Origin of the sequence: Virgibacillus dokdonensis (assembly GCF_900166595.1) — a bacterium.
Classification (GTDB): Bacteria; Bacillota; Bacilli; order Bacillales; family Amphibacillaceae; genus Virgibacillus; species Virgibacillus dokdonensis.
Genome location: NZ_LT745763.1, coordinates 2845692 through 2859830 on the forward strand (window position 1 = coordinate 2845692; position 14139 = coordinate 2859830).

General features: G+C 37.2%; 12 protein-coding genes. 2 read left to right on the top strand and 10 right to left on the bottom strand.

The genetic code is table 11. The features are described from left to right. Positions 1–37 precede the first annotated feature (37 nt). A complete protein-coding gene (locus B2C77_RS14975) occupies positions 38–2050 on the top strand; it encodes a penicillin-binding transpeptidase domain-containing protein (RefSeq protein ID WP_077705401.1) in 2013 nt (670 codons plus the stop codon). 89 nt (positions 2051–2139) lie between these two features. On the opposite strand, the gene B2C77_RS14980 is transcribed toward B2C77_RS14975, so the two are convergent. From B2C77_RS14980 to B2C77_RS15005, 6 genes are all read right to left on the bottom strand, one after another. Beyond that, on the bottom strand, positions 2140–2496 hold the full coding sequence (locus tag B2C77_RS14980) for a DUF779 domain-containing protein (RefSeq protein WP_077705403.1): 357 nt from the start codon (positions 2494–2496) through the stop codon (positions 2140–2142). Between the two features lie 158 nt (positions 2497–2654). Next, the gene (exaC, locus tag B2C77_RS14985) at positions 2655–4178 is read right to left on the bottom strand and encodes an acetaldehyde dehydrogenase ExaC (RefSeq protein WP_077705406.1); all 1524 of its coding nucleotides are present in this window, start codon (positions 4176–4178) and stop codon (positions 2655–2657) included. A 291-nt stretch (positions 4179–4469) separates the two neighbouring features. Beyond that, positions 4470–4652 carry a cold-shock protein gene (locus tag B2C77_RS14990; protein WP_073007670.1) on the bottom strand — a complete coding sequence of 61 codons (183 nt, stop codon included), beginning with the start codon at positions 4650–4652 and terminating at the stop codon, positions 4470–4472. A gap of 386 nt (positions 4653–5038) precedes the next feature. After that, on the bottom strand, positions 5039–5779 hold the full coding sequence (locus B2C77_RS14995; RefSeq protein ID WP_077705409.1) for a Cof-type HAD-IIB family hydrolase: 741 nt from the start codon (positions 5777–5779) through the stop codon (positions 5039–5041). A gap of 20 nt (positions 5780–5799) precedes the next feature. Then, a complete protein-coding gene (locus B2C77_RS15000; protein WP_077705412.1) occupies positions 5800–6978 on the bottom strand; it encodes an MDR family MFS transporter in 1179 nt (392 codons plus the stop codon). Positions 6979–7139: 161 nt separating this feature from the next. Next, the gene (locus B2C77_RS15005; protein WP_077705415.1) at positions 7140–7742 is read right to left on the bottom strand and encodes a pyroglutamyl-peptidase I; all 603 of its coding nucleotides are present in this window, start codon (positions 7740–7742) and stop codon (positions 7140–7142) included. Between the two features lie 259 nt (positions 7743–8001). On the opposite strand from B2C77_RS15005, the gene B2C77_RS15010 reads away from it, so the two are divergent. Then, positions 8002–9651, top strand: a complete 1650-nt coding sequence (locus tag B2C77_RS15010) for an SLC13 family permease (protein ID WP_077705418.1) — start codon at positions 8002–8004, stop codon at positions 9649–9651. Positions 9652–10080: 429 nt separating this feature from the next. Here the strand turns inward: B2C77_RS15010 and B2C77_RS15015 are convergent, their stop codons facing one another. The 4 genes from B2C77_RS15015 to B2C77_RS15025 form a co-directional block, all read right to left on the bottom strand. Further along, positions 10081–11256: an anhydro-N-acetylmuramic acid kinase gene (locus B2C77_RS15015; protein WP_206193291.1), complete on the bottom strand. Its 1176-nt coding sequence runs from the start codon at positions 11254–11256 to the stop codon at positions 10081–10083. A gap of 175 nt (positions 11257–11431) precedes the next feature. Continuing rightward, positions 11432–11596 (bottom strand): hypothetical protein, encoded by a 165-nt coding sequence (locus B2C77_RS21740; RefSeq protein WP_164085260.1) that lies wholly within the window; start codon positions 11594–11596, stop codon positions 11432–11434. 70 nt (positions 11597–11666) lie between these two features. Then, entirely contained in the window at positions 11667–12935 is a 1269-nt protein-coding gene (locus B2C77_RS15020; RefSeq protein ID WP_077705424.1) for an MFS transporter, read from the bottom strand. Then, positions 12919–14115, bottom strand: a complete 1197-nt coding sequence (locus tag B2C77_RS15025; RefSeq protein ID WP_077706933.1) for a CynX/NimT family MFS transporter — start codon at positions 14113–14115, stop codon at positions 12919–12921. The genes B2C77_RS15020 and B2C77_RS15025 overlap by 17 nt, the downstream gene beginning before the upstream one ends. Positions 14116–14139: the final 24 nt, after the last annotated feature.

Consider the following 14139-nt stretch of genomic DNA (forward strand, 5'->3'; position numbering starts at 1 on the left):
ATGTTACTTTGCTAAATTGAAATAAAGGGAGGTTACTATGAGAAAATTAATTGTTATCGCAATCATATTGTTAGTAGGAGTCATAACTGCCTGTTCTGATGATAACGCAACACCAAGCGATCGCTTTTCCAATTATATCAATCATTGGAACAAGAAAGAATTCGATAAAATGTATGCCATGTTAAGCAAATCAGCTAAAGAAAATTATCCAACAGAACAATTCGTCGATCGTTATAAAAAAATTTATCAGGATTTAAATGTTTCTGATTTAAAAATTGAAGCAGAAACATTGAGTGATAAAGAAAGTGAAAAAGCGATGGAAGATGGAAAAGTATCCATTCCTTTTTCCGTAAGCATGAAAACAACAGCAGGTCCTATATCTTTTGATTACGAAGCAAATCTAATCAAGCAAGAGGATGAGGATAAAGAAAACTGGTATGTAGATTGGGACACTGGTTTTATTTTCCCAGAAATGAAAGATAGCGGTGAGCTCCGGATTGATTCTACAACACCTGCTCGAGGCGAGATTCGTGATCGCAATGATATGCCTCTTGCGATGAATGATACCATTTATGAAATAGGAATTGTACCTGAGAACCTTGGGGAAAACGCAAAACAAAACAAGAAAAAAATCGCCCAACTACTTGGACTATCTATTGAATCAATTGACGAAAAACTGAATGCCAGTTGGGTAGAGCCAAATTTATTTGTTCCAATAGCAAAAATTACGAAAGAGGATGAAGCGCTCTGGAATGAGCTTGTTGCTATCAATGGTATTACTAGGCAAGAAACGACAGGACGAATCTATCCAGGGGGAGCAGCTACCGGAGCACTCGTCGGTTATATCGGACAAGTAACTGCAGAAGAGTTAAAAAAACAGAAGGAAAATAATTACTCTGCACAAGATACTATTGGTAAAAGAGGATTAGAGAAATTATACGAAAAACAGCTACGCGGCATAAAAGGTAGTACCGTTAAAGTTATAAATGATGGAGAAGAGACGATTCTCGCAGAAAAAGAGGCCAAAGATGGCGAGAATGTACAGCTAACCATCGACATAAATGTGCAGGAGAAAATCTATAACACACTAGATGGCGATAAGTCTACAACCTCTGTAATAGATGCAAAAACAGGGGAAACACTTGGCTTAGTATCCAGCCCTTCTTTTAATCCAAATGAGATATTATATGGAACAACAGCAAATATTTGGAAAAAACTAGAAGAGGACAAAGAAAATCCACTCTTAAATCGTTTTTCTTCCACCTATGCTCCTGGATCGGTAATTAAACCAATTACTGGGGCAATTGGAATGAAAAATGGAACGATCGATCCAAAAGAGGGGTTAAAAATAAGTGGTCTTACTTGGAGTAACGGGGAAGGCTGGGGAGATTATGAGGTAACACGTGTATCCCAATCAAACGGCCCTGTTGACCTACATGATGCTATCGTTCGATCTGATAATATCTATTTCGCCATGCAAGCTGTCGATATGGGTGCAAAAGCTTACGTTGAAGGACTGAAAGCATTCGGCTTAGGTACGGATTTCCCATTTGAATACCCGATTACAGCATCTTCTATATCCACTTCAGAAAAGCTAGATGATGAAGTGCTACTAGCAAATACAAGCTATGGTCAAGGCGAAGTAGAAATGAGCTCGTTACACCTAGCTACAGCTTATACAGCATTTTTAAATGACGGGAACATGCTAAAACCAACTTTGTTAACAAGTGAAGAGAAGGCACAAGTGTGGAAAGATAAATTAATTACACCAGAGCAAGCGGACATAATCAAAGAAGCACTGCGAGATGTTGTTGTAGATGGAACAGCAAAGCGTTCTGCAAAAAATGCTAAATTCCCTGTTTCGGGTAAAACGGGGACGGCTGAGTTAAAATTAACTAATGATAGTGACGGTCAGGAAAACGGTTGGTTTGTTGGTTATCCTACAGACGATGAAGACATTATTGTTTCCATTATGATTGAAGAAACAAAAGGCAATAGTGGTCTTTCTACAGAAAAGGCGGTAGAAATACTCCATAAAATGAAAGAATAACTGTTAACGCACTCTGACTTTTACCATTCATGGGAAATAGCTCTTGGTATGAAGAAGGATACGCACATGGGAATATGCGTATCCTTTTCTTATTGTTCTAAAGTTAATTGTTCTTGTTCCGTAAAAACTCTAGATCTCGTTAAAAAACGCTTCCCTTCAGGCCCTTCTAGGGAGAACATGCCTCCCCTTCCATTAACTGCATCTATAATGAGCTGTGTATGCTTCCAATATTCATATTGATCCTTTGATATATAAAATGGCACTCCAGCAATACTACCCAATAACACATCCGCATCACCGACACGAAACTCATGGAGAGGGTAGCACATTGGTGAGCTTCCATCACAGCATCCTCCAGACTGATGAAACATTACTTCTCCATGTTCACGTTTCAACTTTTCTAACAATTGAAGTGCTGCTTTCGTCGCTGTTACCCGTTCTACCATATGATCCCCCTTTTAACAAAAAGTCTATACAGCTCTAAAAGCCCACTCTCCATTTCTCCGCCTCCTATTAAAACAATATAGTTTATTGTCGATTTCTTATCGTAAAACTGGACTTTTTGGCGCATTTGAAGTACAGAACATTTCCACTTTCTATTGCATTAAAATAATCCTGCCGGCCTTTCGCTATAGCTTACTAGCAAGTTTTTCGTTTGCTGATAATGGCTAAGCATCATTAAATGATTCTCCCTACCAATACCAGACTTTTTGTATCCGCCAAATGCTGCATGTGCAGGGTATTGATGATAGCAATTTGTCCATACGCGACCAGCCTCTATATTTCGACCAAAACGGTAAGCGGTATTAATATTTCTCGTCCATACCCCTGCACCTAGTCCATACAGTGTATCATTTGCAACCGTAAGTGCTTCTTCTTTATCTCTAAAAGTTGTTAATGACAGAACTGGTCCAAATATCTCTTCTTGAAAAATGCGCATTTTATTATTCCCTTTAAAAATAGTTGGCTCTACATAATAGCCATTTTTCAAATCAGGGTCATCGACTTCTTGTACATTTCCACCAATTAAAACCTCTGCTCCCTCTTGCTTACCTATATCTAAATAAGATTGGATTTTCTCCAATTGTTCTCGAGACGCTTGTGCTCCCATCATCGTAGTAGTATCCAATGGGTGCCCTAACTTAATTTGTTTGACCCTATCTATAGCGCGCTCCATAAATTTATCATATATCGTTTCTTCAATTAATGCTCTAGATGGACATGTGCATACTTCCCCTTGATTTAACGCAAACATCGTAAACCCTTCGACCGCTTTTTCTAAAAAACCATCATCCTCTTCCATTACATCTGCAAAGAATATGTTCGGAGATTTACCACCAAGTTCCAATGTGACAGGAATAATATTTTCCGACGCATATTGCATAATTAATCGTCCGGTAGTTGTTTCCCCTGTAAAGGCTACTTTTGAAATTCTACTATTTGAAGCTAGTGGTTTACCTGCTTCAACGCCAAATCCATTAATCACATTCACAACACCTGCAGGAATTAAGTCTTTCACTAGATCAAGCCATACATGAATAGAAGCTGGCGTTTGTTCAGCTGGTTTTAAAACAACACAGTTTCCAGCAGCTAGTGCAGGAGCTAATTTCCATGTAGCCATTAATATTGGAAAATTCCAAGGAATAATTTGTCCTACTACTCCTAAAGGTTCATGGAAATAATAAGCGACCGTATCTTTATCAATTTGACTAACTCCGCCTTCCTGTGCTCGAATCACACCTGCAAAATAACGAAAATGATCAATAGCAAGTGGTATATCTGCAGCTAACGGTTCACGGACTGCCTTTCCATTATCCCAAGTTTCTGCAACAGCTAACTTTTCCATGTTCTCTTCCATTCGATCAGCGATTTTATGAAGCAACAATGATCTTTCCGTTACCGATGTTTGGCTCCATATCATTTTCGCCTCATGAGCGGCATCTAACGCAGCTTCTACATCTTCCTTTGTCGATCTTGCTATCTGACAAAATACTTCTCCAGTTACCGGACTTGCATTTTCAAAATAATTTCCATTGGCTGGTGGAAGATATTCTCCTCCTATAAAATTATCATATTTTTCCCTAAAATGAACTACAGCATTTTCCGTATTTGGATTAGCATACCTCATCTAACTTTCTCCTCCCTTTTAAGAAAGCGCTTTCAAGTAATTGTGATTTTAGTATAACAAATCATTTCGAATAATTGCAAGATTATAGCTACTTGTATAGTATGTCTAAGATTTATCATATCTTAAGGAAACGATTCTTATAATATATGAGCGAAGGCGCCGGCGCCAGTTTAGCAACGTAGCGAATCGAACGAATCAACAGAGATAAATATAGTGCAAAAAACCCTTGATATCTATCAAGGGCTAGTAGCAGGGGTTTATATCTTATAAAGAGATACTTATTGGTTCATGCTACTTAAGTTCAGGAAGAGTCCTTACTTCCTTTTGCATAGTGGACTTACATAACGGACATGTTGGTTCCTCCTCAAAACTATACGACTCCCGCATCCAACCTTGACAGTCGTCACTGGTGCATGACCAAATGTTCGTTTCCACTTCTGGAACCGGTTCTTTTGGTCCACGTGAAAAAGACATGTGAGCATCTCCTTTCTTATACTAACTTCTATTATACGCCTATTGTTGCCAGAAGGAAAGCTACTAAGCGTACAACTATCGTTCGATGCATCCTGTTTCTAGGGTTTAAAAAGGTTATTCTACTTATATTATATGTTATTGAGAAAAGATTTATGTAATGAATTAAATATAACAACCGTGCTAAAGGCGCCCTATTGTCACTTGTGTAGTCTTGGTGAAAATTGAAACTTCCCATCAATGGACTACTAATTCTTGAAGCGAGAATCTTAGAGCCCCCTTCTATTTGCTATTAGAAAAACGCTGTCATTTTATTATACTATAAAACTTTCCTAAAGTATAAAAAGGAGAGAAAGATATCTCCCCTTTTGTTAAACCGTTCTATACATCTACAGCGCATGCCGTCTAATTGCTTTGCCAACTCCATCTGCGTTGTTCACATCTGTAATGTAATCCGAAGCTTTTTTTACCGCTTCTTGCGCGTTACCCATAGCAACACCTACTCCAGCTTGTTGAATCATTTTTATGTCATTCAAACTATCTCCAACCGCCATCACTTCATCCATTGTTATTCCAACCAAGTTACAAACTTTTTCTAAACCTTTGGCTTTATTTACTCCTTCAGGGTTTACCTCTAGGTTCGTTGGTAAGGAATTCGTCATTTCCAGCCCATCTATAAAAGATAGCTCTTTAATCATTTTTTCTAAAGTGACTGGGTCATGAGACTCACAACCGAATTTCAACCATTTTAGCTCATGAACATTTTCTGGTAACTCATTACGATATACTTGTTCTGTAGTGATCATCCATGTCGTAAGTCCAAGCCCTGTAGCTATATGGTACATCTGTTCAATTTTCTTAGAGTCGAACAGATGTTGCTCGACAAGCTCTTGGTCTTTCGTCCAAATCTCTCCACCATTCACTGTTACGAGATAAGATTGTAATCCTAAAGATTCTGCAAATGGGTAACAAGATTTCAACCAACGTCCAGTACTTAATACAACATGAATTCCTTTATCCATTGCTTCTGAAATTGCTTGACGAGTCAGTGGTGTAATTTCATGATCCTTTGTTAATAACGTGCCATCCATGTCTAAAGCGATGAGTTTAATATTCTTTGCTTGCTCCATTATTTTCCAGCCTCCATTTATCAAGTATTTCTAGTTAAAACGAAACCCCGATCATACATACTCGTTGTTATATAAGGAATGATAAGTAGTGCTAATAAAATAAAGAATAACAATTCAATGTTAAACATATCTACAATAACCCCACCTAATACTGGTCCGACCATTCTTCCTGCGGCACCAACACTATTTACGATTCCTTGATAAAAACCTGTCCTTCCTTGTGGGGCTAAATCATTTGCCAAAGTAGGAACGGCAGGCCAAACAAGCATTTCTCCCACTGTTAAGATTACCATAGCTATCGCAAACATGCTAAAGGTTTCTGACCATAACGCAATCAGAAAAGATATAAGAAATATGGTATTGCCCACATATATTTGCATTTTTTGTGAAGTAACCTTTGTGGTAAGCAACTTTATGAAAGGCTGACCTAACACAATAAGAAAGCCATTAATTGCCCATAAGGTACTATATAATTCTAATGGTATTTGTAAATCTTGCGTATAGGAAGCAATAGTGGATTGCCATTGACTATAAGCAATCCAAGTTATTAAAAAGCCGCCACATAAAATAAATAAGGAGATAAAAGCTGCTTTATCTTTAATATTTCCTTGCTGTTTTAAAACGGTCGTATGCATCTGGCGATCTATATAAGCATCCATTGGTTTAAACGTCATGAAAACAATAAGAAAAAAGCTAAAAAACAAAATCGCATTGCTTATAAAAATATAATTAAATGATATACTTGCTACATAGCCACCGACAGTAGCTCCTAATGCAACTCCAAAATTCTGAGCAACATATATGGCATTAAACGCACGTCTTCCTCCTTCTTTCCAAATCGAACCAGCCATCGCAAACATAACAGGCCAGGTTATCCCAGAACCAAAACCTATTAGAATAAGCGCAATAGAATAATATACAATGTCATGATGCAATAATACCATAACGGTAGAAGCCGTCATTGCTAACCCTGTTCCGAAAAGGATCGTTTTATAAGGGCTGAACTTATCAAACAATATACCGCCTAGTAAGTTACCTGCAATGGAAGCACCTTGGTTAAGCATTAAAATAAACCCTGCAAAAGCAAGGCTTTTCCCCAATTCATTGTGCATATATATAGTGTTTAATGGCCATAAGAAAGAAGCACCAGTGACATTTACCGTTGTTGCAATTACAAGTAGCCAAATTTGTTTTGGCATACATATCACCTTCTATCCTATGATCTTATCTACGTTATTTTAAATCATTTCGGATAACGAATCAATAAAGTAGCTCTACATATACCGTTAAAATTTATTAACACAGTCGCAATGCTTCATTAGATTTAGTAAATGTTCAAAATTGAAGTTTTTAGCACCTTCTATCGAGATAAAGTAGAAATAATTGTTTTTACAGCGCGCGTTAAATCGGACTGCGACCAGCTAGGAAGTTGTTTTTTTAAAGCGAGCTCATGAGATGCTGGAAGATGGATAAAACCAACTGGGATGGATAAAGCATGCTTCTGTACAAAATGTAATGCGTGATACATAACGTTGTTGCATACGTATGTACCGGCAGTATTTGATATATGTGCAGGTAGCTTTTCTTCATGTAATGCATCAATTATTTTATGTAAGGGTAAGGTGGAAAAATAACCATCTGCACCACCAGTTACTATTTTCTCTCCATGCGGTTGGTATCCTCCATTATCTTTTAAACCGTCATTACAGTTTATCGCAATCCGCTCAGGTGTAATAGCACTTCTTCCTGCAGCCAATCCCAAAGCAATCACAGCTTCTGGCTCTAGTTCTTCCATATATGCAATCAATTGTTTTCCTGCCATCATAAAATCAACCGGCAATTTTCTAGCAACAATTTTATAACTATCTATTACTTCTCCATCTAGTTCTTCTACTATTTTTTCTGTGGGGTTTATTGGATTATCTAGGAATGCCGCGAAACCAGTTAACAATAATTTTTTCATATTTATAACTCCTTTTACTATTTTATCCAACTATTACAACAAAGAATTCTTTATAAGAAACATCATAACATACATTGAAAAATAAACTCACTCCCTCGCTCCTATCTATGTAATGAACGAGTTGCTTGCAGAAAAAGTAAAATAATTACCGAATGAAACGAAAAATTGCTATTGACAATGAAAACGAAATCATCTTACCTTGCTCAAATTATGATAGTTAAATATAATGTTATACATGGGAGAAAAAGGGGGAATATGTATGATTTCGTCAACTTGGAATTGGATGTGGGAGAAACATGACGAATTAAAATCTTTTTTTACATTTTTTGTCCAAGCTAATTCCTCTAGATTATCAACTGGTAGATCCATAGACCCTTTCGATAGTCTAGTAGGAAACAATAATGATCCGGGGAAAAATCGTAACTATAAGCCTGGGCAGCTTATTGGTTTAATTGCAGGTCCATTATTATTTACCATCACTTTATTATTCTTTTCACCTGAAGATTTATCTCAACAGGGATTAGCCGTTTTAGCTAGTACGATTTGGGTTGCAATTTGGTGGATGACCGAAGCAATCCCCATTCCAGCAACTTCTTTATTACCAATAATTTTATTTCCTTTAACAGGTGGCTTAGATATTGGTACTACTACATCTTCCTATGGAAGCGATACCATATTTTTGTTTATGGGTGGTTTTATGATAGCGCTAGCAATGGAAAAATGGAATCTACATAGGAGAATTGCACTATCCATTATTTCTGTAATTGGTACGAACACGAACCGTATTATTCTAGGATTCATGGTTGCAACTGGTTTTTTATCCATGTGGATTTCTAACACTGCTACAGCAATGATGATGGTTCCTATTGGTTTAGCTATTATTTACCAAATTTCAGACGCCTTAAAAGACGATCCTTCCATCGACACATCTAAAGAGAACTTTGCTTTTGGAAAGGCTCTCATGCTGAGTATTGCATATTCAGCATCTGTTGGAGGTATTGCTACATTAATAGGAACACCTCCTAACGCAGCATTAGCAGGCGTCATTAATAAAATGTATGGAATAGAGCTATCTTTTGCGAAGTGGATGTTATTTGGCGTGCCAATCGCATGGGTGTTTATTTTTATCATTTGGTTCTACCTAATTAAAATAGCTTACCCATTAAAACTAAAACAGCTTCCTGGTGGCAAAGCATTGATTCATCAAGAAAAGCAAAAGCTTGGGAAACCTTCCGCTGAGGAAAAGGCTGTTTTCACTGTATTTATTCTAGCAGCTTTGGCTTGGATTACTCGTTCATTTTTACTTGTTCAAATTAACCCTAATATAAATGATGCGATTATCGCTATGAGCGCAGCTATCCTTTTGTTTTTGCTACCCTCCAAAAATTATAAAGACACGTTTCTATTAGATTGGAATACAGCTGTGAAGCTACCATGGGGAATCTTGTTATTATTTGGGGGCGGTTTAGCAGTAGCAGCAGGATTTACGCAGTCTGGCCTTTCTGAATGGATCGGAAATCAATTAACTGCATTGCAAGGTATTCATATTTTTATTGTATTGCTAGTTGTTGCAGGACTAGTCATATTCTTAACAGAGATTACTTCCAATACCGCAACAGCAAATATGATGTACCCTATCATGGCGGCGCTCGCTTTAGCTCTAGGAGTCCATCCATTCGTAGTCATGATCGCTGCTGGTGTAGCTTCATCTTGTGCTTTTATGTTACCGGTTGCTACCCCACCAAATGCCGTCGTCTTTGGTTCAGGTTACTTACGAATTCCAGATATGGTTAAAGCTGGTGTGGCGTTAAATATAATTGGCTCTATTTTAGTCACGGTAGCCATTTATTTCTTACTGCCGATACTTTGGGGAATAAACATTACGGAAGTACCTGATTTTGTGAAATAAAAAGAAACAGCAACAAACAGTGACGTAGTAAAAACATATTCATAATTTGTTGTTATTCATAAACATGTGGGAACAAATAGATTCCCACATGTTTATTTTCATACTATTGAAAAGCTATAACAAAGGAGCAAGCGCCCGTTTAGCAACGTAGCGAGTGGAGCGAATCAACTAAAGTTTTAGGACTCATGGAACCAATGATGACTTATCGTAGGGCGATTCGTGAAGTGGCCTAGTTGCTGGACGCTGGATCCGGACGTGGCTTATTTCGATTATTTTGTTATACATAAGCCCCCAATTTTATACTTTCTTATCTTCTAAAAAAGTTGAACAATAGGCCCAGCTTTTTTACGTATCAGTAAATGGCAGAGTACTTATCATTACATTTTCTTTATCCTTTTTCTTCCTCCATATTTCTAATTCGTATGGTGTCTACCACGATATTTTCCCCATAACTACTGGCTTATTTGCACCAGTTGCCGCAGGGAGATTATTCGTTCTTTGCTTATAACATTGATATCCTAGTAAAGCAAAAGAGATCGCCTCTTTGGCATCTGCAGGCATTCCAATCTCATCCGTTCCGCAAACAATGACGTCCTTAGACAAATATTTAGAAATAAACGTTAATAGCGTTTTATTATATCTGCCCCCACCACTAATAAACACTTCTTTTAAGCTAGCAGATGCTATATATTTATTAATCTCTAAAGCAATGGTCTTTGCAGTTAAAGCCGTTACCGTAGCCACTTTATCATCATTATCAATTTGAAGACGCTCAGCTTCAAGCCATAGCTGGTTAGAGTACGCTTCTCCGAATAATTCTCTTCCCGTACTTTTAGGTGTTGTTAGATGGAAGTAAGGGTGATCTAAAAGCTGCGACAGCCAGGCTTCATTGACTGTCCCTTTTGCTGCTATAGCACCATTTTCATCATAACTTTGTACACCGTTTGTAGCCAAACTTGTAAAAGCATCCATTATCATATTTCCAGGCCCGGTATCATAAGCTAGTACATCCGCTTCTTTACATCCTTTTGGAAGTATGGTTACATTGGAAATGCCTCCAATATTAACTAGCGCTCTTCCGTATTCTTCTTTCCGATACAACTTATAATCCGTGTATGGTACTAATGGAGCTCCTTGTCCACCAGCTGCCATATCTCTCGTTCTAAAATCACCAATTGTTGTAATACCGGTAAGTTCTGCAATCATACCAATATCCCCAATTTGTAGCGTTGAAACGACTTTATTTCCTTCTATTTCCCTTGGTTCTGGCTGATGATATATCGTTTGACCATGTGAACTAATTAACAAAATTTGTTCCGATGACAACCTAGCATCTTCCATCACTTGTTTCGAAGCATCTGCAAATAACTTTCCAAGATACATATTCATGCTTGATATTTCTTCAATACGTACTGTTTCTGGATTACACATGTTTGAAATTCTTTCTTTCATTTCTTTTGAATAGGAAAAGCTAGCAAAATGAAGTAGTTCAAAATTTAATGAGTGATCTTCATTTATTTTGACGACCGCTGCATCAATACCATCTAAAGAAGTACCAGACATTAAACCAATAACAATATTGCTTGACGTCGCTGATTCTAACATCTCCATTGTCCTTTCGTGTTCATAAAATGAATTTATATAAGCGTTTTCAGATCGCTCTATGTTAACTATACCATAATCAGGCGTCTTTTGAAATTATGTTTCGTTAATTTTAATGATTTTCGTAACTAAATTTCAATCGAGAATTTATATGCATTTGCATAAATATAACTCACATTCATTTTTTTCGCCGTAAACTCTTCGGTAAATGAAAAATGATGAAAGCTAAACCTATTCCAAGGCTAATGTAAGGTAGAATTAATGTTGGGTCTTCATAAATGAAGTAAGCACCTACACCGGTAAAAAGCCAACCAATTAATTCATAAAACAAATGTTTTAACATATAATCTATTTCTCCTCCTTCCATAATAAAGCAGAGTTCTTTATAACTTACACAAGTACCTACATAAGTTTTATTTATTCATGTAAGCAGAATTGGAAGTGTTCTGACGCCTACCGTGTGGAATAGAACGACTGACAAGTAAATAAACCATTGGTATTAGTCCAAGTAACACAGCTAGTCCTTTCCAATGGAAATTTTCCCAAATTGGCGCTAAAGCAGAACTACCTAAGGTAACACCTATGTAATAGGAAACCAAATACAAGCTAGAAGCACTCCCTTTGTGGTGTGTAACTGTTTCACTGACAGAAGAAGCTGTCAATGAATGTGCTGTAAAAAAGCCAAGACAAGTAATGCAAAGCCCAACCACAATAATAGGTAATGAGTTATGTACTGTAAACAATATACCAATACCTAAGGTAAGCATACCACCTATGCGAACTTTTTCTAACCCTATGAAACTGGAAAGCCACCCGGCTAAAGGTGAACCAATGACTCCAAGCCCATATGCCAGAAAAAAGTAAGAAATAGTATGCAGTGATAATAAAAATGGCTCTTCTTGTAGATAAAAAGGCAAGTAGGTCCAAACCCCTGTAAACGACATTTGCAAAACAATTCCTAATCCAAAAACGAGTAACAATTGTGGATCTTTAAGATGAAATAGAAATCCGTCTATATCCTTACTAAATCGTAGCCGGCTAGGTTGAAAATGTTTAGAATGTGGAAGCAAGAAATGAGTTAATATTAAAATAAGACCTCCAAATGCAGCTAGTCCATAAAAGGCAACCTGCCAAGATATAGCATCTGACACTATCCCCGTTATTACTCTTCCAGCCATCCCTCCAAGTGCATTACTAGATATATATAATGCTGTTGCAAAAGCTGCACTTTTAGGTTCAATCTCCTCATGTAAATAAGCAAGTGCTGCAGCTGGTAAACCAGCAAGAGCAAAGCCTTGTATAAACCGAAGTATAATAAATATTATAAAACTATCAGTGATTGGCATAAGCAGAAACGGAAAAATAGCTCCTAATAAGGATATTTTAATAAACTGCGTTCTTCCCATTCGATCTGATAAAAAGCCCAAGATGATTAAACCTACAATTAAACCAATAATAGTAAATGACATAGATAAACTAGAAACGGAAACACTAATTTGAAATTCATCAACAAAGACTGGCAATAAAGGTTGAATTGCGTACATACTAGCAAAAATAAAAAAAGATGCTAACGCTAAACTAGCATTAATCCTCCAAAAATAACTATCTTTCACACTATATGGTTTTTTTTCAATCGTTTTATTTGAATTCTCTTCTTTTGTTACATTATTTTTCAAAAACATACTTGTCTCTCCCTGCACCAAAACCAAATGTTACAACAATCACAGAAACGATAATTAACACTACTAATGAAACGTCCCAGCTCTTGGTTTTATCAAAAATAAATCCTATCATAAACGGCCCAAAAGCAGCAAGAATATAACCAAAGGTCTGTGCCATTCCTGATAAAAAGGCAGCTTGTTTTGCAGTTTTCGCTCGCATACCAAGGAATGTCAATGCCAAGGCAAATGTACCGCTTAAGGAAAAGCCAATTAAAATAACACTGATCACCATAATAGAAAATGTTTCTCCGAATAATAAACCAGCATATCCACTAACAGAAAATAATCCTAATGCTAGTACAAGCCCTTGTTGAGAACGAAATTTCTCAGCAATTACAGGTACAAGAAAACTTGCAGGTAATCCAATAAATTGCATAAAAGATAATAGCCAACCTGCTGTTGAAGCACTTATCTCATTTGCCTGCAAAATCTCTGGCATCCATGATATCGTGACATAAAATAAAAAAGATTGAAACCCCATGAATCCCGCTACTTGCCAAGCTAGTGACGAAAGCCATATTCGTTCTTTCTCACTGTTATTCCCATGATAATAAACAGGATGCTTCATTTTTTCATGTTTTGTTAGGTAAAACCATACTACCGTCCCGATCAATGCCGGTAGAGCCCAAATCCATAAAGCCATCTGCCATCCAAGTCCGAACCCTTCCGCTATAGGAACACTTACTCCAGAAGCTAATGCTGCAAAAATCCCCATAGCTGTAGAGTAAAGGCTTGTCATCCATGCTACTTTCGTTGGAAATTTTTCTTTTATTATACTCGGTAAAAGAACATTACAAACCGCAATTCCTAAGCCAATGAATAACGTTCCTGCAAAAACAAATACAGCCATCGAAACACTGCGTAAACTAATACCGAGAAACAAAGTAAGCAGCCCTATGAGCATAATCATCTCATTGGAATATCGATAACTGAACTTCGCTACAAGCGGTGACATAACCGCAAATGCTAATAATGGCAGACTCGTAAGTAACCCTGCACTCCAATTAGCTAATTCTAGTTGGTCACGTATCATACCGATAAGCGGTCCAACAGAAGTGATTGCTGGTCGCAAGTTAAAAGCAGCGACAATAATACCTGCTATTAATAAATATTGATACAAAACGGATTTCTTTTCTTTCATTTGTTCCACCGTCGCTACTCTCCT

Coding starts and splice junctions, on each gene's coding strand:
- B2C77_RS14990 (WP_073007670.1), bottom strand. CDS start 4,652: ATGTCTTTTTCACGTGGACCAAAAGAACCGGTTCCAGAAGTGGAAACG.
- B2C77_RS15005 (WP_077705415.1), bottom strand. CDS start 7,742: ATGAAAAAATTATTGTTAACTGGTTTCGCGGCATTCCTAGATAATCCA.
- B2C77_RS14995 (WP_077705409.1), bottom strand. CDS start 5,779: ATGGAGCAAGCAAAGAATATTAAACTCATCGCTTTAGACATGGATGGC.
- B2C77_RS15010 (WP_077705418.1), top strand. CDS start 8,002: ATGATTTCGTCAACTTGGAATTGGATGTGGGAGAAACATGACGAATTA.
- exaC (WP_077705406.1), bottom strand. CDS start 4,178: ATGAGGTATGCTAATCCAAATACGGAAAATGCTGTAGTTCATTTTAGG.
- B2C77_RS15000 (WP_077705412.1), bottom strand. CDS start 6,978: ATGCCAAAACAAATTTGGCTACTTGTAATTGCAACAACGGTAAATGTC.
- B2C77_RS15020 (WP_077705424.1), bottom strand. CDS start 12,935: ATGTTTTTGAAAAATAATGTAACAAAAGAAGAGAATTCAAATAAAACG.
- B2C77_RS15025 (WP_077706933.1), bottom strand. CDS start 14,115: ATGAAAGAAAAGAAATCCGTTTTGTATCAATATTTATTAATAGCAGGT.
- B2C77_RS21740 (WP_164085260.1), bottom strand. CDS start 11,596: ATGTTAAAACATTTGTTTTATGAATTAATTGGTTGGCTTTTTACCGGT.
- B2C77_RS14980 (WP_077705403.1), bottom strand. CDS start 2,496: ATGGTAGAACGGGTAACAGCGACGAAAGCAGCACTTCAATTGTTAGAA.
- B2C77_RS14975 (WP_077705401.1), top strand. CDS start 38: ATGAGAAAATTAATTGTTATCGCAATCATATTGTTAGTAGGAGTCATA.
- B2C77_RS15015 (WP_206193291.1), bottom strand. CDS start 11,256: ATGTTAGAATCAGCGACGTCAAGCAATATTGTTATTGGTTTAATGTCT.